General features: G+C 59.1%; 14 protein-coding genes. 12 read left to right on the top strand and 2 right to left on the bottom strand.

Features of this window, described 5'->3' with window-relative positions:
* Window positions 1–5: 5 nt before the first annotated feature.
* Window positions 6–755 carry an electron transfer flavoprotein subunit beta/FixA family protein gene (locus KQ940_RS01245; protein ID WP_217410898.1) on the bottom strand — a complete coding sequence of 250 codons (750 nt, stop codon included), beginning with the start codon at window positions 753–755 and terminating at the stop codon, window positions 6–8.
* A 323-nt stretch (window positions 756–1,078) separates the two neighbouring features.
* Here KQ940_RS01245 and osmF point away from each other — a divergent pair, with 323 nt between their 5' ends.
* The 9 genes from osmF (at window position 1,079) to KQ940_RS01200 (ending at window position 11,635) form a co-directional block, all read left to right on the top strand.
* Entirely contained in the window at window positions 1,079–1,972 is an 894-nt protein-coding gene (gene osmF, locus KQ940_RS01240; RefSeq protein ID WP_217410897.1) for a glycine betaine ABC transporter substrate-binding protein OsmF, read from the top strand.
* Window positions 1,973–1,987: 15 nt separating this feature from the next.
* On the top strand, window positions 1,988–3,136 hold the full coding sequence (locus KQ940_RS01235; RefSeq protein ID WP_217410896.1) for an ABC transporter permease: 1,149 nt from the start codon (window positions 1,988–1,990) through the stop codon (window positions 3,134–3,136).
* Window positions 3,133–4,083 carry an ABC transporter ATP-binding protein gene (locus KQ940_RS01230; protein WP_217410895.1) on the top strand — a complete coding sequence of 317 codons (951 nt, stop codon included), beginning with the start codon at window positions 3,133–3,135 and terminating at the stop codon, window positions 4,081–4,083. Before KQ940_RS01235 ends, KQ940_RS01230 begins: the two co-directional genes overlap by 4 nt.
* On the top strand, window positions 4,083–4,859 hold the full coding sequence (locus KQ940_RS01225; protein ID WP_217410894.1) for an ABC transporter permease: 777 nt from the start codon (window positions 4,083–4,085) through the stop codon (window positions 4,857–4,859). The genes KQ940_RS01230 and KQ940_RS01225 overlap by 1 nt, the downstream gene beginning before the upstream one ends.
* Before the next feature lie 247 nt (window positions 4,860–5,106).
* Window positions 5,107–6,963, top strand: a complete 1,857-nt coding sequence (locus KQ940_RS01220) for a TOL_0244 family TonB-dependent receptor (protein ID WP_217410892.1) — start codon at window positions 5,107–5,109, stop codon at window positions 6,961–6,963.
* Between the two features lie 19 nt (window positions 6,964–6,982).
* Window positions 6,983–7,534: a TOL_0243 family YfiR-like periplasmic protein gene (locus KQ940_RS01215; RefSeq protein ID WP_217410889.1), complete on the top strand. Its 552-nt coding sequence runs from the start codon at window positions 6,983–6,985 to the stop codon at window positions 7,532–7,534.
* Window positions 7,531–9,459: a sensor histidine kinase, YfiR-like protein-associated gene (locus tag KQ940_RS01210; RefSeq protein ID WP_217410887.1), complete on the top strand. Its 1,929-nt coding sequence runs from the start codon at window positions 7,531–7,533 to the stop codon at window positions 9,457–9,459. Before KQ940_RS01215 ends, KQ940_RS01210 begins: the two co-directional genes overlap by 4 nt.
* Window positions 9,431–9,874 (top strand): response regulator, encoded by a 444-nt coding sequence (locus KQ940_RS01205; RefSeq protein ID WP_217410886.1) that lies wholly within the window; start codon window positions 9,431–9,433, stop codon window positions 9,872–9,874. Before KQ940_RS01210 ends, KQ940_RS01205 begins: the two co-directional genes overlap by 29 nt.
* Window positions 9,875–9,907: 33 nt before the next feature.
* The gene (locus KQ940_RS01200) at window positions 9,908–11,635 is read left to right on the top strand and encodes a putative bifunctional diguanylate cyclase/phosphodiesterase (RefSeq protein WP_217410885.1); all 1,728 of its coding nucleotides are present in this window, start codon (window positions 9,908–9,910) and stop codon (window positions 11,633–11,635) included.
* Here KQ940_RS01200 and KQ940_RS01195 read toward each other — a convergent pair.
* Window positions 11,576–12,514 carry a DMT family transporter gene (locus tag KQ940_RS01195; protein WP_217410884.1) on the bottom strand — a complete coding sequence of 313 codons (939 nt, stop codon included), beginning with the start codon at window positions 12,512–12,514 and terminating at the stop codon, window positions 11,576–11,578. The two genes, KQ940_RS01200 and KQ940_RS01195, sit on opposite strands and share 60 nt — an antisense overlap.
* Before the next feature lie 307 nt (window positions 12,515–12,821).
* Between KQ940_RS01195 and KQ940_RS01190 the strand changes: the two genes are divergently transcribed.
* The 3 genes from KQ940_RS01190 to KQ940_RS01180 all read left to right on the top strand — a co-directional run bounded on the left by KQ940_RS01190 (window position 12,822) and on the right by KQ940_RS01180 (window position 18,305).
* Window positions 12,822–13,691: a helix-turn-helix domain-containing protein gene (locus KQ940_RS01190; RefSeq protein WP_217410883.1), complete on the top strand. Its 870-nt coding sequence runs from the start codon at window positions 12,822–12,824 to the stop codon at window positions 13,689–13,691.
* A gap of 243 nt (window positions 13,692–13,934) precedes the next feature.
* The gene (locus KQ940_RS01185; RefSeq protein WP_217410882.1) at window positions 13,935–15,065 is read left to right on the top strand and encodes an efflux RND transporter periplasmic adaptor subunit; all 1,131 of its coding nucleotides are present in this window, start codon (window positions 13,935–13,937) and stop codon (window positions 15,063–15,065) included.
* Between the two features lie 99 nt (window positions 15,066–15,164).
* Window positions 15,165–18,305, top strand: coding sequence for an efflux RND transporter permease subunit (locus tag KQ940_RS01180; protein ID WP_217410881.1), 3,141 nt, complete (start codon window positions 15,165–15,167; stop codon window positions 18,303–18,305).
* Window positions 18,306–18,314: the final 9 nt, after the last annotated feature.

Here is an 18,314-nt window from a genome sequence, read left to right as displayed (position 1 = left end):
ACCCCTTAAATTACCTTGGCTTCGTTCTTCAGTTTTTCGACCAGTTCATCGACGCTGGCGACCTTGATCCCTGCCTGACGTACCGGGGGCGTTTCCACCTTCAGCAGGCGGGTGTGATCGCGCAGTTCAACACCGAGATCGGCCGGGGTTTTCACATCCAGCGGCTTCTTCTTCGCTTTCATGATGTCAGGGAGCTTGGCGTAGCGCGGCTCGTTCAGACGCAGATCGGTAGTGACCACGGCGGGCAGTTTCAGCGCCAGGGTCTGCAAGCCGCCGTCCACTTCGCGGGTAACGTTCAGTGAGCCGTCGATCACCTGTACCCTGGAGGCGAAGGTACCCTGGGACATGCCGGTCAGCGCCGCCAGCATCTGGCCGGTCTGGTTGTTGTCTGAATCGATCGACTGCTTGCCGAGAATTACCAGGCCAGGCTGCTCCTGCTCAACCAGCTTGGCCAGTAGCTTGGCCACCGACAGGGATTCCGGCATGGTATCGGTTTCAATGTGGATGCCGCGGTCGGCGCCAAGGGCCAGTGCGGTGCGGATCTGCTCTTGGCAGGCTTTGGGTCCAACGGAGACCACCACCACCTCGGTGGCGACGTTGGCCTCTTTCAGCCGTACCGCCTCCTCGACGGCGATCTCACAAAAGGGGTTCAACGCCATCTTGACGTTGGCCAGATCCACATCGGTGTTGTCCGACTTGACGCGTACCTTGACGTTGTAGTCGATCACACGCTTGACGGCTACGAGTACCTTCATCAGCAGAAACCTCTTCTAATCATTATGTTACGGGGTACGCGATTGCCGATTAAGCACGACCCACCAAAAATAAGCACATTCCCTTATATTACTTATTCCGCCCTGATAAGCAATTACCCTAACGCTCAATTCGACTGACGTATTTGCGCAAGCATCATGATCTTTTATAGGGGTATCTATTTACTCGCATCCCGTATTCCACCAGGCAAATCGGGCTGAATAAAACGACCTTCGCGTTACCTGCCGTCCTCCCCGCACAATTTCAACCTCTGTGTTAGGCTTATGAGACAGTCTCAATCGAACCTGACTTCGGAGCTCCCACCATGATCCGGCTGCTAGTTACGCTCTGTGCACTGTTCACTCTGTCGGTCCACGCCGCCCCCATCGTTGTCTCTTCCAAGATCGATACCGAGGGTAGTCTGCTCGGTAATATGATCTTCCAGCGCCTGCAGAAAGCTGGGCTGGAGGTGGAGAACCGCGTCCAACTCGGTGGTACGCCGATCGTGCGCAAGGCGATCACCTCGGGCGAGATCGATATCTACCCGGAGTACACCGGCAATGCGGCGTTCTTCTTCAATCAGCCGGAGGATCCGGTCTGGAAGTCGTTCCAGGACGGGTACGAAAAAGCCAAACAGCTGGATTACGACACCAACAAGATCGTTTGGCTGACCCCGGCCAACGCCAACAACACCTGGGCGCTTGCCGTGCGCAAGGAGATTGCGGATGAAGCCGGGCTCAAGACCATGACCGATTTCGGCACCTATGTGCGCGAGGGCGGCGATATCAAACTGGCGGCCTCGGCCGAGTTTGTCTCCAGCCCGGCGGTACTGCCCGCCTTCCAGCAGGTGTATGACTTCACGCTTAAGGAGTCTCAGCTGCTGGTACTCTCCGGCGGCAACACCGCGGCCACGATCAAGGCGGCGGCAACGCAGACCGACGGCACCAACACCGCGATGGTCTACGGCACCGACGGGGCGATATCGGCGGTGGGCCTGGTGGTGATGGCGGATGACAAGGGAGTGCAGCCGGTCTACGCGCCAACGCCGATCATCCGTGAAGAGGTGCTGAAGACCCATCCGGAGATCGATGAGCTGCTCAAACCGGTGTTCAGCTCGCTGGATCTGGAAACGCTGCAGTCGCTGAACGCGCGTATCGCCATCGGCGGCGAGAACGCCAGCGATGTGGCAGCCGGCTATCTTGAGCAACTGGGGCTTTAACCACGATATCGCCCCATGCCCTTTCGTATCGACCGGCTGGGTCTGACGCTGGCAGTAGCGGTTGCGCTGGTACTGGTGCTGCTGCCGCTGCTTAACCTGCAACCCAACCGTATCCTGCCCGGCAGCGGCGTGCCGCTCGGCGAACTGATAGCCCAGCCGGGCGCGCAGCGGTTTATCCTGCTTATGATCCCAACGGCCATTCTCGTCTGCCTGAGGGTTCACCCCGCACTCAAGCTGGGGCTCAGCGCACTCAGCCTGCTGGTACTGATCTATGCTCTGGGTTCGGATAGCGACGCCCTGCTGGCGGGCAGTAGCGGATTCGCCCGTCTGGCGCTGGGCAGCGGTTTCTGGGCTCTGCTGCTGTTGCTGGGGCTGATGATGACCGATGCGCTGATCAAGCTGGAGCTCGGCGCGCTGCTCCGGCTGCTGCTGATTGTCGGGTATCTGGCCGCGCTGTTTGCCCTGCTCGCCAATGGTCTCTGGGACCGGCTGTCGCTGATGCTGGAGTACCACAACCAGCCCACGTTCTGGCAGCAGGGAGTACGCCATCTGTTGTTGGCACTGGGCAGTATCCTGCCGGCGCTGATTGTCGGTGTGCCGCTCGGTATCCGCTGTCACCGCTCGCCCAGGGTACGCGCCGCACTGATTCCAGTGCTGAGCCTGCTGCAGACCATCCCGAGCCTGGCGATGTTCGGCCTGCTGATGATCCCGCTGAGTCTGCTGGCGCTCTCCTTTCCGCTGCTCGCGGAATTCGGTATCCGCGGCATAGGGGTGGCACCGGCGGTACTGGCGCTGTTTCTCTACTCACTGCTGCCGATCGTCAGTAACACCGCGGCCGGATTTGATGGCCTGGATCCGGCGGTGCTGCAGGCGGCTCGCGGCATGGGGATGAGCCGACGCCAGATGCTGTGGCAGATCGAACTGCCACTGGCACTGCCGGTGATGCTGTCGGGGCTGCGCATCGTCGTCACCATGAATATCGGCCTGGTGGCGGTGGCCGGGCTGATCGGTGGCGGTGGCTACGGTACCTATATCTTTCAAGGGCTGGGACAGACCGCCACAGATCTGGTGCTGCTCGGCACCCTGCCCACGATTCTGCTCGCCTTTCTGGCGGCACTGCTGATCGATACCCTGATCGCGATGACACAGAGGGAGGCGCGATGATCGAACTCCAGGGGCTGACCCGCGTATTCGGCGAACGCACGGCGGTCGATAACCTGAACCTGCGGGTGGAGTCCGGGCAGATCTGCGCGCTGATCGGCACCTCTGGCTGCGGCAAGTCCACCACGCTGAAGATGATCAACCGCCTGATCGAGCCCACCAGCGGCACGGTGCTGATCAACGGCGAGGATATCCGCAACCAGCAACCGGAGCAGCTGCGCCGTCGCATCGGCTATGCGATTCAGGGCATCGGCCTGTTCCCGCACCGGTCCGTTTACGACAACATCGCCACGGTGCCGCGGCTGCTGAACTGGAGCAGCGAGCAGGTGGATCAGCGGGTGCATGAGCTGCTCGACCTGCTGAAGATGGATTTCGATACCTTCGCCCATCAGTACCCCCACCGCCTCTCCGGCGGAGAACAGCAGCGCATCGGCGTCGCCCGCGCCCTGGCCGCCCGCCCGGAGTTGATGCTGATGGATGAACCCTTCGGTGCCCTCGACCCGCTGACCCGGGAGCGGCTGCAAGGCGAACTGAAGCAGATCCAGCGTATGCTCGGCATCACCATCATTCTGGTCACCCACGATATCGAAGAGGCGATCCGGCTCGCCGACCAGATCGCGGTGATGGATGGCGGCAAGCTGTTGCAAGCCGCCAGCCCCCGGGAACTGCTGCGCAACCCACGGGAGGGGTTTGTCAGCCAGCTGGTTGGAGGCGAGGAGCGTGCGCTGCGGCTGCTCTCGCTCAGCCCCATTGCCGATCTGGTGCAGCCCACGGAGCTGTTCGAGCTGAACGAGGACACCCCCTCTATCGACGCCCACCTGACGCTGCGCGATGCCCTGGCGCGCCAGCTTTGGCAGCGCAGCCCGGTGCTGAGGGTTGTGGATGCCAATGGCGCGACCTGCGGCGCGATCAGTGTGCAGGAGCTGCTGAGCGCGGGAGGCGGCAACTGATGCCTGCTCTCGCAGCCACCGCAACGCCCAATGCGTTCAGGTTCCTGCTCGCCTGGCGTGGTGTGCTGATCCCGTTACTCCTGCTGCTCTACTTGGCACTGTTCACCTCGACCCTCACGCCGCTGCTGCAATCGCTGACCCCGGTGGGCGCCCCGGTGATCTACATCCGCGACAGCTTTATCAACCTGATCGGCTGGCACCTGCTGCTGGTGGTGTTATCGATCGCCGCCGCGTCGCTGATCGCGATCACCGCCGCGATACTGGTCAGCCGTCCCAGCGGCGCCGATTTCCTGCCGCTGGCCCGCTCGCTGGCCAACCTGGGTCAAACCCTGCCCCCGGTGGCGGTGTTGGCACTGGCGGTACCGGCGGTGGGTTTCGGCTCCTGGCCCGCATTGATCGCTCTGTTCCTATATGGTCTGCTGCCGATCTTCGAGAACACCCTGGCCGGTCTTAGCCAGGTCCGGCCAGAGATCAAGGAAGCTGCGAAAGGGATAGGTATGGGGCCGATGCAGGTGTTGTGGCGGGTCGAACTACCGCTGGCACTGCCGGTCATTATCACCGGTGTGCGCCTCTCCGTCATCATCAGCATCGGCACCGCCACCATCGGTTCGACGGTGGCGGCCAAGGGGCTGGGTGAGGTGATCATCGCCGGCCTGCTAACCGACAACCTCTCCTTCATTCTGCAGGGCGGGGTTATCGTCGCGCTGATGGCGATGCTGTTTGACGCGCTGTTTCAGCGCATAGAATCCTGCCTGAGCCTCGGCCAAAACAGCTGAGCCCGCGCTACCACATATATTTTCATCGCCTCTACGCAAACTTGCCGTTTTTTGATTATCCTGAGGTAATTAGTCGGAAAAGCCTTTCTTGCCCGATTGCCAAGCCAAAGGGCCCCTTTGGTGTGAGGTACTGGCGGTCAGCCCACATCGATAACCGCGCTGACCGGTCGATAGCCACAGGATGAGTGCTATGCCGTATTCCACCCACAACGCTCTGCCCACTCCCCAGATACGACCGCGTCGGCCTATGCTCCTGCTCGCAGCTCTGCTGCTAGCCTCCCCTGTACAATACGTGTTTGCCACATCGACGACCGAGCTGGCCGACCTGAGCCTTGAGGAGCTGAGCAAAATCCAGGTCACCTCCGTCTCGCGTAAACAGGAGAAGTTATCCGCTGCTGCCGCGTCGATCTTCGTCATCAGCGCCGAGGATATCCGCCGCAGTGGTGCACGCAGTCTGCCGGAGCTGCTGCGGCTGGCGCCCAACCTCCAGGTGGCGCGTGTCGATGCACAGACCTACGCCATCAGTGCCCGAGGCTTCAACTCCACTATCGCTAATAAGCTTCAGGTGCTGATCGACGGCCGTATCGTCTACACCCCGCTCTTCTCCGGCGTGTTCTGGGACGAGCAGGCGATCATGCTCGAGAATATCGAGCGTATCGAGGTGATCAGCGGCCCCGCGTCGGCCAGTTGGGGCAGCAACGCGGTGAACGGTGTCATCAACATCATCACCCGTCGAGCGGAGGATACCCAGGGAGGCCTGGTTGCCCTTCAAGGCGGCAACAGCGCTCAGGATGCAGCCTATCGTCATGGCGGTGCACTCGAATCCGGCAGGCACTATCGCGTCTATGCCCGGACCTCGCATGACAACGAAAGCAACACCGAGATGGGAGAGGACGCCAACGACAGTTGGTCCAGTCAGCAGGTTGGATTTCGTCTGGACGGCGATGCGGACGAAGGGCTCAGTCTCCAGGGCGATGCCTACAGCGGTCGGCTCGATAACGGCAATGCCGGCGACGCCCGAATAAGTGGCGTCAACCTGATGACACGCTGGGAGCAACCGTTTGAAGATGATGAGCGGTTAACGCTGAGCGCCTATTTTGATCATCGTGAGCGCGACTTTCCCGGAACCTACAACGAGACGCTCGATATATTGAACCTTGAGCTGCAGCACACTCTGCAACCGACAGCCAGGCAGCAGGTGATCTGGGGTATCGGATATCGTACGGCCTGGGATAAATTGGAAAACACGCCCGACCTGGCATTCCTGCCTGCCGACAAGCGACTGACCTGGAGCAGCCTCTTTGTGCAGGACAAGATCGAGTTGAGCGACGCAGTGCTGCTGACCCTTGCCGGGCGCCTTGAGGATAACAGCTACACCGGCGTGGAGCTGATGCCAAGCGCCCGTCTTGCCTGGCATATATCGGACGATAGACTGCTCTGGGCGGCAGTCTCAAGGGCCGTACGCACCCCCTCTCGGCTCGATCGCGAGTTCTACGTGCCGGCCGACGGATCCATGCTTGCCGGAGGCCCCGGATTCAGATCCGAAACCTTGAACGCCGTCGAGGTCGGGTATCGCGCTCAGCAGGGCAAAAGGTTGAACTACAACCTGACCCTGTTCTATCACGACTACGACGATATTCGTTCGCTGGACCCATCTTCAGGTGGCGCCTTCATAATCGGCAACAACATGGAGGCCAGAGTACACGGGTTGGAGGCATGGGGAGTCGCCCAGATCACCGAAAGCTGGCGTCTCAATGCCGGCTTTACGCTGATGGATCGTGACCTGGAGTTCAAAACTGCCGACGCCGGCGATGGCGGATCCGGCGAGGACCCCGACTACCAGTGGCGGATCGGGTCCCGTTTCGATATCGGCAGCAAAACCGAACTCGATCTGACGCTACGCCGGGTGGGCGATATGTCGAACGGCGGCGCGCCCGCCTACACCGCCTTTGATATGCGGTTGGGCTGGCGCCTCAGTGAGGGGACCGAACTTTCCCTGTCCGGCTACAACCTGCTTGATCCACGACACCCCGAGTTTGGCTCCACCGCATCACGGCGCGAAGTCGATCGCAGCCTGCTCCTCAAACTCGTACACAGGTATTGAGGTGACGATGAGAGCAGTGATGAGAGCAGTCCAGATACTCCTAACGCTCCTTGTACTCCAGGGATCGATCGCCAACGCCGACCACGACGACGCCAAGTCGCTGGCAGACCAGGTCAAGGCAGCTTTCATCTTCAAGTTCTGCAGCTATGTAGAGTGGCCCCGCGAGCTATTCTCCTCGCCCGATTCGCCGATCGTGATCGGCACCCTGGAGCGAGATGCCTCGATGGCTCGGCTGCTGAAGGAAACCGTCAGGGATCGTCAGGTGGGGAAACGGCCTGTAGAGATCCGCATACTGCCGGATGAAACCGACCAGGTCACAGGCGTACATGTACTCTACCTGGGTGGCAAGAGCCGACAGATCCACGATCAAATAACAGCCCTCAGAGGAAAGCCGGTGCTGATTGTCACCGATCAGGCACAAGGGCTTGAGATCGGCAGCAGCATCAATTTCCGCCGTGAAGATGAGCGTATCCGCTTCGATATCTCGCTGACCTCCGCCCAGACCAACCGGCTTAAGATAAGCTCGCGGCTTCTTGCAGTGGCAAGGCGCATAGAGGGGGCCGCACCATGAAAGCCATCTTTACCCTTCGCTCTATCCGCCACAAGCTGCTGGCTGGTGTGCTACTGACAACGGCAACGGCACTGTTGATCCTGGGCACCATTTTCATCGCCTACGACCTGAAGGATTATCGCAATCGTATTGTTGACGAACTGATCACCCAAGCCGACCTGATCAGCCTGGGCAGTACGGCTGCCCTGCAGTTCGAGGACCGGGAGACAGCCAGGCAAGCCCTCTCCTCGCTCCGTTTGCGACGCGAGATCAGTGCCGCTGCGATCTACGATAAAGATGGCAAGCTCTTCGCGCGCTACTATTCGGTGCCCGCCCATATCGTCGACATACCGGTTCAGGGAGAGCGCCAGGGTATCGAAGTCGGCTCAGAGACTGTACGGCTGTTCAGACCGATCTATAGTGACCAGGAAGTTGTAGGCAGCGTTTTTTTGCTGGCTCAGAGCGGCGTGAGTGCACGCACCGTCAAGGTGATGCTGATATTTGTCTCGATCGCGGTTCTGGCGCTGCTCGCCTCCACCCTACTCTCCTCCTGGCTGCAGGCACGTATCACTCATCCGATCATGGAGGTAACGGAACTCGCACGGCAGGTGGTCACCGAACGCAACTATGACCTGCGCGCACGCAGGAACAGCGACGACGAGGTCGGGTTTCTGGTCGATGCATTCAACCAGATGCTGTCGCAGATCGGGCTTCGCACGTCAGAACTGGAACGCTCGAACGAAGAGTTGAGTCTGCAGATACGCGAACGCACGCAGGCCCAAAACGCGCTACGCGAGAGCGAATATCGCCACCGCACGCTGATCACCACGCTTTCGGCATTGACCTGGAGGGCGGACGCCAACGGTGACTTTACCGCGGCACAAACCGCCTGGGACAGCTTTACCGGGCAGACGCCGATTAGCCACTCAGGGCGCGGCTGGCTCCAGGCGGTCCACCCCGATGACAGAGAGCAGATCAACCTGCTATGGAATCAGGTCTGCGAAGAGAGTGTGCCATTCAAACAGGTATTCAGACTTTGGTACGCCCCCGAACAGGAGTACCGCTATGTCAACTTCAGTGCAGCCCCGCTGATCGACTCAAACGGCCGAACACTGGAGTGGATGGGGATTGTTGACGATATCCATGAACGGACACAGGCGGCCGAAGAGATCACACGCCTGAATGCCGAGCTTGAGCACAGAGTGCGGGAGCGGACCGCCGAGCTGGAGAATGCCAACAGAGAGCTGGAGTCGTTCAGTTATTCGGTATCCCACGATCTGCGCGCACCGCTACGCTCGATCGACGGTTTCAGCCAGGCTCTGCTGGAGGATTATGGCCACCAGCTCGACACCACTGCAAAGGACTATCTAGACCGGGTGCGCAACGGCGCGCAGAGGATGGGACGATTGATCGATGACATGCTCAACCTGTCCAGAGTGAGTCGCATGGAACTGGTCCGGCGGCCATTGAATTTGAGCGAACTCGCCACGGAGATCCTTGCGAATCTACAGAGCGCCGAGCCGCAACGACAGGTACGGATAGATATCGACCAGGATTTGCTGGCCTATGGCGATACGCGGTTGCTACAAGTTGCATTGGAAAACCTGCTCGGTAATGCCTGGAAATACACCGCAAAACAGGAAACGTCCGAGATCCGTTTTGGCCAGATGGAGATCGACGGACAGCCTAGCTTCTTCGTTAGCGACAATGGTGCCGGTTTCGATATGAAGTACGCAGATCGGCTGTTTACCCCCTTTCAGCGTTTACACGATAGCCGGGAGTTCCCGGGTACCGGCGTTGGACTGGCTACCGTACAGCGGGTTATCCGTCGTCACGGTGGCCATATCTGGGCCGAATCCGAGCCTGGAAAAGGCAGCATATTCTACTTCACCCTGAACCCAGCCGAGGAGCTCAAACATGACACGCCGTCCGATTCTGCTGGTTGAAGACAACCCAGACGATGAAGCGCTGGCATTGCGCGCTTTCAAGAAATGCAATATCAGCAACGAGCTATGGATAGCACGCGATGGCGCTGAGGCGCTAGATCTGTTGCTCGGTCAAGGAGATGACCCTGTCCATCAAGAACTTCCTGCCGTGGTGCTACTCGACCTGAACCTGCCGAAAATCAGCGGACTCGAGGTGTTGCGCCGAATTCGCGACAACCCGGAAACCAAAACGCTTCCCGTGGTTATACTGACTTCATCAAAGCATGAAGAGGATCTCCTCGCCGGTTACGAGCTTGGCGCCAACAGCTATGTTCGCAAGCCAGTGGACTTCAATGAGTTTGCCCATGCAGTCAGCCAACTCGGAATGTATTGGCTGCTGCTCAATGAACTCCCGGAGCCGCATGGCCGGACCTGATCGATAGAGTACGTTTAAGGAGAGTACAGGTTAATGGCAAACCAACCCCTACGCGCACTGATCATCGAAGATGAAGAGGATGACGTCGCCCTGTTGCTGCGTGAGCTCCGTAAGTGCGGCTATGAGGTCGATGAAGCCCATGTCGATACCGCCGAGGCGCTGGAGCGCGCCTTACAGACCTCATCAGCCTGGCAGATCATACTCTCCGATTACACCATGCCCTCTTTCGACGGTATGGCTGCCCTCCAGATGGTGCGCCGCTACGACAAAGACGTACCCTTCATCTTCGTATCCGGCACCATTGGTGAAGAACTCGCTGTCAGGGCGGTACGCTCCGGCGCGCAGGACTACATACTGAAAGACAACCTCACACGCCTCTCGGCCGCTGTCCCGCGAGAGTTGCGGGAGGCCGAGATACACCGCAAGCAGCATGAAGCCGAGCAGCATATTCAATACCTGGCCAACTACGATGAGCTTACCAACCTGCCGAACCGAAATCTGTATCAGTACAGGTTGCATCAATTAGTGACCCAGGCCGATCAAGACGGGCAGCGAGTTGGTCTGGTACTGATCCGGCTTGATCGCTTCCATGAGCTCAGTAGCAGTCTGGGAATACAGAGTGGCGACAAACTGCTCAGAGCCTTCGCCAAGAGGCTCGAAGATACGGTAGCTCACCGCGGTTTCGTCGCCCGCCTGGATAGCGATCAGTTCGCAGTCATATTGACCGGACAGACCCGGCGCGACGAACTGATTGCCGGCTGCATCAGCCTCTACCACCGGTTTTCGGAGCCGGTTGAAGTCAGTGGTTACGCATTGCGGATTAACCCCAGTGTCGGCATAAGTCTCTTCCCGGACGATGCAGACAAGCCTGAAGGGTTGCATGGAAATGCGGCGCTGGCGATGCAGAAGGTTATCCGGCGTGGCGGAAGCAGCCATCTGTTCTACTCACCGGAACTGAGACGCCTGCGCGACGAACGGCTGAACCTGGAACGGGAGCTGAGCACGGTTACCGAGAACAACGGATTCACCCTGCATTATCAACCGCAGATCGAACTCTCCAGTCGACGAATTGTCGCCGCAGAAGCCCTGATAAGATGGCACCACCCCGAGCACGGCAGCATTCGCCCGGATCAGTTTATCCCCATTGCCGAGGAGACCGGCCATATTCTTACTATCGGAGAGTGGGTATTGGAGCAAGCCTGTCGGGAAGCGAACAGTTGGCCGGTTCGGCACGGCGAACAAAACATCAGAGTAGCGGTAAACTTTTCCGCCTTCCAGTTCCGCCAACCGGATATGGCAAAAAGTGTCGAAGCGCTACTGGAACGGTTACAGCTCCCGCCGCACCGGCTGGAGATAGAGATTACCGAAACAGCCCTGATGCAGGACCCGGACACCGCGCTGCCAATCCTCAAGCGCCTGCGCGACAAAGGGGTATCGATATCCCTCGACGATTTCGGCACAGGCTACTCAAGTCTCAGCCATTTAAAGCGCTTCCCGGTCAATATGCTCAAAATAGACCAGAGTTTTATCTGCGATATCCCGGATGACAGGGACAGCGTCGAGATCACCAGGGCGATCATCGCCATGACCGCCCGCCTCAATATCGATGTCATCGCCGAGGGCGTTGAGACAAAACAGCAAGCCGAGTTTCTTGGCAATGAGGGCTGCGGTCTGGTGCAAGGGTATCTCTTCAGCCGCCCCCTACCGGCGAATGAACTGACCAAACTGCTTGCCTCGCCCAATCCTTTTAAACAGATCTGAGTGGAAGTCGGGAATGCGGGGCAGGAACATCACCAGGTTGCCGAGTAGTATCAACACCAACCCAACCATGCCGGTTCCACTCCACTGATAGCCCTCGAACAGCGTCGAGATGGTCAACGCGACCAGCGGAAACAGCACCGTTGCGTAGGCCGCCCTGCCTGCTCCGATGCGCCCGATAAGAGCAAAGTAGACGCCAAAACCGACAAGCGATCCCACCACCGACAGATACACCAGGCTGAGTAGGTAGGAGGGTGAGGAGTCCAACCTGAACTCGGCGCCGCTGGCGACGGCCAGTGCCCCGATGATCAGCGCACCGTAGCCCATCGCCCAGGCGTTGGTGGTCATCACGTCGCGGCCACGCTTCTGATGACGCGCGCTGATCATATTGCCGAGGGAGAAGCCGTAGGTGCCGATAAGGCTGAGCAGGACACCGGGAAGTATATTTTGATTAAGGCTATCGCTGAGGATATCCCTCCAGAACAGGCAGACCATGCCGGTCATACCCAGCAGTGCCGCCAGCAGCAAACGGCGAGTCACCGGTTGGCGGAAAAAGATAACGCCGTTGATGGCGTTGAACACCACCGCCATGGAAAAAATGACCGACTCCAGGCCGCTGCTGATGTAACCGACCGCGGTATAGAAACAGTAGAAGTTGAAGCCAAAGACGCAGCAGCCCTGGAGCAGGCAGAACAGATGATCGCTGCGGTCCAGCCTGCGCAATCGACCGCTGAGCAGCAGCCCCAAAAACAGCAGAGAGGCGGCCAGCGCAAAGCGATAGAACACCGACACCAGGGTTGCCACCTCCCCCGCCTGCAATGCGATGGCGATCCAGGTCGTACCCCAGATCAGTACGGTCAGCGAGTAGAGCAGTGCATTCATTCTTTTAAATCCCAAGTTCCACTATCGAACTATCGAAAGTTCCACTACCTATGAGCTGTAGAAACTAGCGGTTTGATAACCTCCGAGCTTGATAAAAACTGCTGGAGTTGCAGATTCTTGCGCTTTTATTGCGTGGTTTTGAGTGGCGCTATTGGCAGTGCGCAGAGGCACTGGCTAGTATTTGAACCTTGGACAGGTTCCGAATACCTGTAAACTTGCACCGAATACCGCATTTGCCCCCGATCGCTTGGCAGCCGAGGCTCGTTGATCAATTGACTATGGTTTACATGTTTGTGGAGAGTTCGAGGTGTCCTCCTCGTATCGTCTGTTTGACACGCTGAAGCACTCGAATGCGCAACTGCTGAACAGCACCAGCCTGCCCTCCGGCATGCAGTTGGCGTTATGGAAAAATGCGCGGGACCAGATAACCCAGGCGCAGGCGTCGCATCATACGCTGAGTCTCTATGTAGCAGATGGGTATGAAAGCTACCGCAAAACCGGCAGCAGTTGGCATAACGGCGGTGCGCCGGACCGTGCCTGCCTGATGCCGCAGCAGAGTGCCAACATCTGGGATATTCGCGGCCCCCTCACCTTTGTCCACCTGTACTTCGACGATGCCCATCTACGCCGCATCGCCGAGCAGACATGGGACAAGTCGCCCGCCCAGATCAGTCTCGATGAGCAGATATTTATCGACGACCCTCGCATAACGGCCATCTACCGCCAATTCCTGCTACAGAGCAACTGGGCAGACCCGGGCGATCAGTTGCAACTGAGCAGCGCCACCAATCTGCTGCTGTCGCACCTGCTGAAAACCTACACCCAGGTGGAGTGGCACGAGATCCAGGTCCGTGGCGGGCTCGCCCCGGTTCAGCGGAAGCGGGTCGTCGACTATATCGAGGCGCATCTGGATCGCGCCATACAACTGGCGGATCTGGCTGCCGTTGCCGGGCTGAGCGAATACCATTTTGCGCGGATGTTTCGCCAGAGCCTGGGGATCCCACCGCATCAGTATCTGACCAATCGCAGAATCGAGCGCGCCAAACAACTGCTCCTCACCACCAGCCTGCCGCTGACCGAGATAGCACTGCGCTGCGGGTTCAACTCCTCCAGCCACTTCAGCAACCGCTTTCGCCAGCAGACCGGCGTCGCGCCTTCTAAAATTAGGGAGGTATAGAGGGCTTTAGTATCTGACCCTTTGATCAGATATGATAAGCGCTCGGGTACGCTGATCTATTTGATGCCGAAACGGAACACCTTTCCCAAATCCTCAAGCAAATCAGCACGCTTCAAATATCCATATATTTGATACCGTTTTCACAGCCTGGATTCCCTTTATGATGTCACCATTGGGAAGGAATCCTGGTATAGAGTTGTCGGGTCCATCCCGCAGTTTTGACCAAAAAAAGGATGTAATTAGATGTTAAGGAAACTACTGCTGGTACTACTTGGCGTGGTAATCGCATTGCCGATGGTCGCAGGTCTGGCAGGTATTAAACTGCTGCAGTTCGATACCATGGGCAAAGCATTCGCCGATATGGCCATGCCGCCCGAACCCGTCAATGCTGCCGAGGTATTCGAGTACACGCGTCAGCCGCAGATTCCGGCTGTCGGTACGGTGATGTCGGTACAGGGCACCCTGGTACGTACCGAAACCGAGGGTGTGGTACGTGAGATCCTGTTCGAACCCGGCACCCATATCGAAGCAGGGCAGCCGCTGGCGCGCCTGGATACGGAGCTTGAACAGGCTCAACTGCGCGAGGCGGAAGCATCGGCAGAGCTGTCACGTATCTCACTCAAGCGCGCGCAGGAGCTGCGCAAGAGCAAATACATTGCACAGTCGGAGTTCGACTCCATCCGCACCGGTGTCAAGCAGGCCGACGCTCAGGTCGACTACATGCGTGCGGTGATCGCCAAGAAAACCATCCGTGCCCCCTTCTCCGGTACCCTGGGTATTCGCCAGATCAGCGTCGGTCAGTTCCTGAACAAGGGCGACCAGATCGTCTCTCTGCAGTCGCTCGATCCGGTCTATGTCGAATTTTCACTGCCGCAACAGCGCCAGGGTGAGCTGCAGACGGGGCTCACGGTTCAGGTGAACGCCGATGCCTACCCCATGCACGCCTTCGAGGGCCGCATCACCGCCTTCAACCCGGATGTGGACCCGACCACACGCAATATTCGCGTTCAGGCGACGCTGCCCAACCCGCAGGGTTTGCTGCGCCCCGGTATGTACGTTTCGCTTGAGGTCCTCAAGGGGATGACCGAAAAGGTGCTGATGCTTCCGGCCACGGCCGTCCAGTATGGTCCTTATGGCGCGACGCTGTTTGTGATTGAGAGCAGCAAGGACAATCCGGATGATCTGGTGCTCAGGCAGCAGAGCGTGACCCTGGGTACTCATATGGGCGACTTCGTCGAGGTGCTGCAGGGGGTAAAAGCGGGTGATCGTGTTGTGTCCACCGGCGTGTTCAAACTGCGCCCGGGCATGGCCGTTGTGGTTGATAACAGCCTCGCGCCAGAGTTCAAGTTTGAGCCGACTCCGAATAATAGCTGAAGCTCTTAATAATGGCTGAGGCTCCTGGCAATAGCTGAGGCTTGCAGCGATAGCTGAGCCTGCGCCTTTTAACTTGTTACTGCGCCGGAACAATCGATCATGAAAGCTTTTACCGATATTTTTGTACGCCGCCCCGTGCTTGCCATCGTGGTCAGCGTCGTCATCATCATTGCGGGTGTGCAATCCTGGTGGTCGCTTAGCGTACGTCAGTACCCGCAGAGCGAAAACGCCTCCATTACCGTTACCACACCCTACATCGGCGCCAGCGCCGAGGTGGTGAAGGGGTTTGTCACCACCGAGATAGAGCGCGCCATCGGCGCCGTTCAGGGGGTCGACTATGTGGAGTCGAAGAGCCTGCTCGGGCTGTCGATGGTCACCGCTCGCCTGGAGCTGAACTATGAGCCGACCAAGGCGCTGACCGATATCACCGCCCAGGTGAATCAGGTCCGCAACTCGCTGCCGGCAGAAGCCGAGGTGCCGTCGATCAGCATCCAGTCGGCGGATTCCGAGTTTGCGGCCGCCTATCTCAGTTTCTCTTCAGACACCCTGTCGCAAACCCAGATCACCGACTATCTGGTGCGGGTCGTGCAGCCTCGCCTGTCGGCACTGGAGGGGGTACAGAGAGCCGATATCTTCGGTGCGCGCACCTATGCGATGCGGATCTGGCTGGACCCGAACCGCATGGCAGCGCTCAATATCAGCCCGATGGAGGTGCGCAGAGCGCTGGCCTCCAACAACTACCTGGCGGCGGTAGGTAACACCAAGGGCAATATGGTTCAGGTCAACCTGACCGCGAACACCGATCTGCACTCGCAGGAGGAGTTCGCGCAGCTGGTCGTGCGCAACCGCAACGACACCATCATCCGGCTCAGCGATATCGCCAAGGTTGAACTGGGTGCCGAAGACTACGAGACCAATGTCAGTTTCAACGGCCAGAACGCCGTGTTCATGGGCATATTCCCGCTACCCGACAGCAACACCATCGACGTCATCGGTCTGGTGCGCGAGGATCTGGAGGGGATAAAGCAGGGTCTTCCGGCAGGTATGGAGGCTGAGATCGGCTATGACGCTTCCGCCTATATCAACGATGCGATCCATGAAGTGGTCGGTACACTGACCGAAACGCTGGCGATCGTGGTACTGGTGATCTTCATCTTCCTCGGCTCCATGCGCTCGGTGCTGGTCCCGATAGTCGTCATTCCGGTGTCGCTGATCGGTTCCATCTTCCTGATGCAGGTGTTCGGCTTTACGTTGAACCTGTTGACGCTGCTGGCGATCGTGCTGTCGGTGGGTCTGGTGGTGGATGACGCCATCGTGATGGTGGAGAACGTAGAACGCCACCTGCGCGAAGGCCGCACACCTATGCAGGCGGCGCTGGTCGGCGCCCGTGAAATGATCGGCCCGGTAATTGCGATGACCATCACCCTGGCCGCCGTGTATACCCCTATCGGCCTGCAGGGTGGTCTGACCGGCGCCCTGTTCCGCGAGTTCGCGCTGACCCTGGCCGGGGCGGTAACCATCTCCGGCATCGTCGCTCTGACGCTGTCGCCGATGATGGCGGGACACCTGCTGAAGAGCGCCGAGAGTGAGGAGCATGGCCTGACCGGCCGGGTAAACCACTTCTTCGATCGTCTGCGCGATGGGTACGGCGCCCTGCTCCAGCGCATTCTGAACGTACGCCCCGTGGTCTACGTGGTCTGGCTCGCACTCAGCATCATGGTGGTGCCGATGTACATGTTCTCGCCGAAGGAGCTGGCACCGCTGGAAGACCAGAGCGTGATGTTCGGCATCATCAACAATGCGGCCAACGCCTCGGCGGACCAAAAGGTGCATTTCGGCAAGACGGCCGAGCAGATGTTTTTCAATTCACCCGACCGCGAACTTACCTTCCAGATCCTGCTCGCCCCCTCCGATCCGTTCGCAGCGGCGCTCGGTATCGGCGGTTTCAGCGGCATGGTCACCAAGCCCTGGGATGAGCGCGACAAGTCGGTGAATCAGCTGGTGCGGGAGATGCAGGGACAACTGTCGACCATTCCCGGTTTGCAGATCTTCGTCACTCAGCCACCTGCGTTGCCCGGCGGCAGCAACTTCCCGGTTGAGTTCGTCATCACCTCCACCGACGATCCCAAGCAGATGCTCGAATACGCGCAACAGCTGCAGATGAAGGCGATGGAGAGCGGCCTGTTCTACTTCCCGCCGGAGATCGACCTGAAGTTCGACCAGCCGCAGTCCGAGATCGTCATCGATCACCAGAAGGTCGCGGCGCTTGGGCTGACCAATGCTCAGATCGGCGCGGACCTGGGCGCCGCGCTGGGGGCGAACTATGTCAACCGCTTCAACGTAGAGGGGCGCGCCTATAAGGTGATTCCGCAGATCGCCCGCATCGACCGACTCAATCCGGAACAGCTCAGCCAGATCTATGTCACCGGCCCTGGCGACCAGTTGATCCCGTTGAGTTCAATCGCCACGCTCAGCGACACCACGGTACCGCGCTCGCTGAACCGCTTTCAGCAGCTCAATGCGGTCAAGCTCTCCGGCATGACCGCGCAGATCGACGAGGGGCTCAAGGTACTGGAGCGCTCCGCCGAGGAGTTGCTGCCGTCCAACTACACCGTCAACTACACCGGCGAGTCGCGCCAGCTGCGTACCGAGGGCAACAAGTTCCTGCCCTCGCTGGGGCTGGCGATCCTGATGATCTTCCTGGTGCTGGCGGTACAGTTCAACTCCTTCCGCGACCCGTTCGTGATCCTGCTCGGTTCGGTGCCGCTGGCGATGTTCGGCGCCCTCACCTTCACGGTGCTGAAGATGCCGAACCCGGATATCCCGTTCTGGACCGATGGCTGGACCACGACGATGAATATCTATGCCCAGGTCGGCCTGGTTACGCTGGTGGGGTTGATCTCGAAGAACGGCATCCTGATCGTCGAGTTCGCCAACAAGCTGCAGGAGCAGGGGCAGGCCAAGCTTGATGCGATTCGCCACGCCTCGATGACCCGACTGCGACCGGTGCTGATGACCTCCATCGCCACGGTTGCCGGTCACTTCCCGCTGACGCTGGTCGATGGCCCGGGAGCGGCAGCACGTAACTCTATCGGCCTGGTGCTGGTGGGTGGCATGACGATCGGCACGATCTTCACCCTGTTCGTGGTGCCCTCGCTCTACATGCTGATTGCGCGCCAGCATGAGCATGAGGCGCTTGAAGATGAGGACGGACTGGTTCTGGAGAGAGCTGAGGTTTAACTCAGCTCT

This window comes from Marinobacterium ramblicola (assembly GCF_019084545.1).
Lineage (GTDB): Bacteria > Pseudomonadota > Gammaproteobacteria > Pseudomonadales > Balneatricaceae > Marinobacterium_D > Marinobacterium_D ramblicola.
This window is presented reverse-complemented; position numbering and strand designations above follow the sequence as displayed.

Coding starts and splice junctions, on each gene's coding strand:
- KQ940_RS01195 (WP_217410884.1), bottom strand. CDS start 12,514: ATGAATGCACTGCTCTACTCGCTGACCGTACTGATCTGGGGTACGACC.
- KQ940_RS01235 (WP_217410896.1), top strand. CDS start 1,988: ATGCCCTTTCGTATCGACCGGCTGGGTCTGACGCTGGCAGTAGCGGTT.
- KQ940_RS01245 (WP_217410898.1), bottom strand. CDS start 755: ATGAAGGTACTCGTAGCCGTCAAGCGTGTGATCGACTACAACGTCAAG.
- KQ940_RS01205 (WP_217410886.1), top strand. CDS start 9,431: ATGACACGCCGTCCGATTCTGCTGGTTGAAGACAACCCAGACGATGAA.
- KQ940_RS01180 (WP_217410881.1), top strand. CDS start 15,165: ATGAAAGCTTTTACCGATATTTTTGTACGCCGCCCCGTGCTTGCCATC.
- KQ940_RS01215 (WP_217410889.1), top strand. CDS start 6,983: ATGAGAGCAGTCCAGATACTCCTAACGCTCCTTGTACTCCAGGGATCG.
- osmF (WP_217410897.1), top strand. CDS start 1,079: ATGATCCGGCTGCTAGTTACGCTCTGTGCACTGTTCACTCTGTCGGTC.
- KQ940_RS01230 (WP_217410895.1), top strand. CDS start 3,133: ATGATCGAACTCCAGGGGCTGACCCGCGTATTCGGCGAACGCACGGCG.
- KQ940_RS01185 (WP_217410882.1), top strand. CDS start 13,935: ATGTTAAGGAAACTACTGCTGGTACTACTTGGCGTGGTAATCGCATTG.
- KQ940_RS01225 (WP_217410894.1), top strand. CDS start 4,083: ATGCCTGCTCTCGCAGCCACCGCAACGCCCAATGCGTTCAGGTTCCTG.
- KQ940_RS01220 (WP_217410892.1), top strand. CDS start 5,107: ATGCTCCTGCTCGCAGCTCTGCTGCTAGCCTCCCCTGTACAATACGTG.
- KQ940_RS01210 (WP_217410887.1), top strand. CDS start 7,531: ATGAAAGCCATCTTTACCCTTCGCTCTATCCGCCACAAGCTGCTGGCT.
- KQ940_RS01200 (WP_217410885.1), top strand. CDS start 9,908: ATGGCAAACCAACCCCTACGCGCACTGATCATCGAAGATGAAGAGGAT.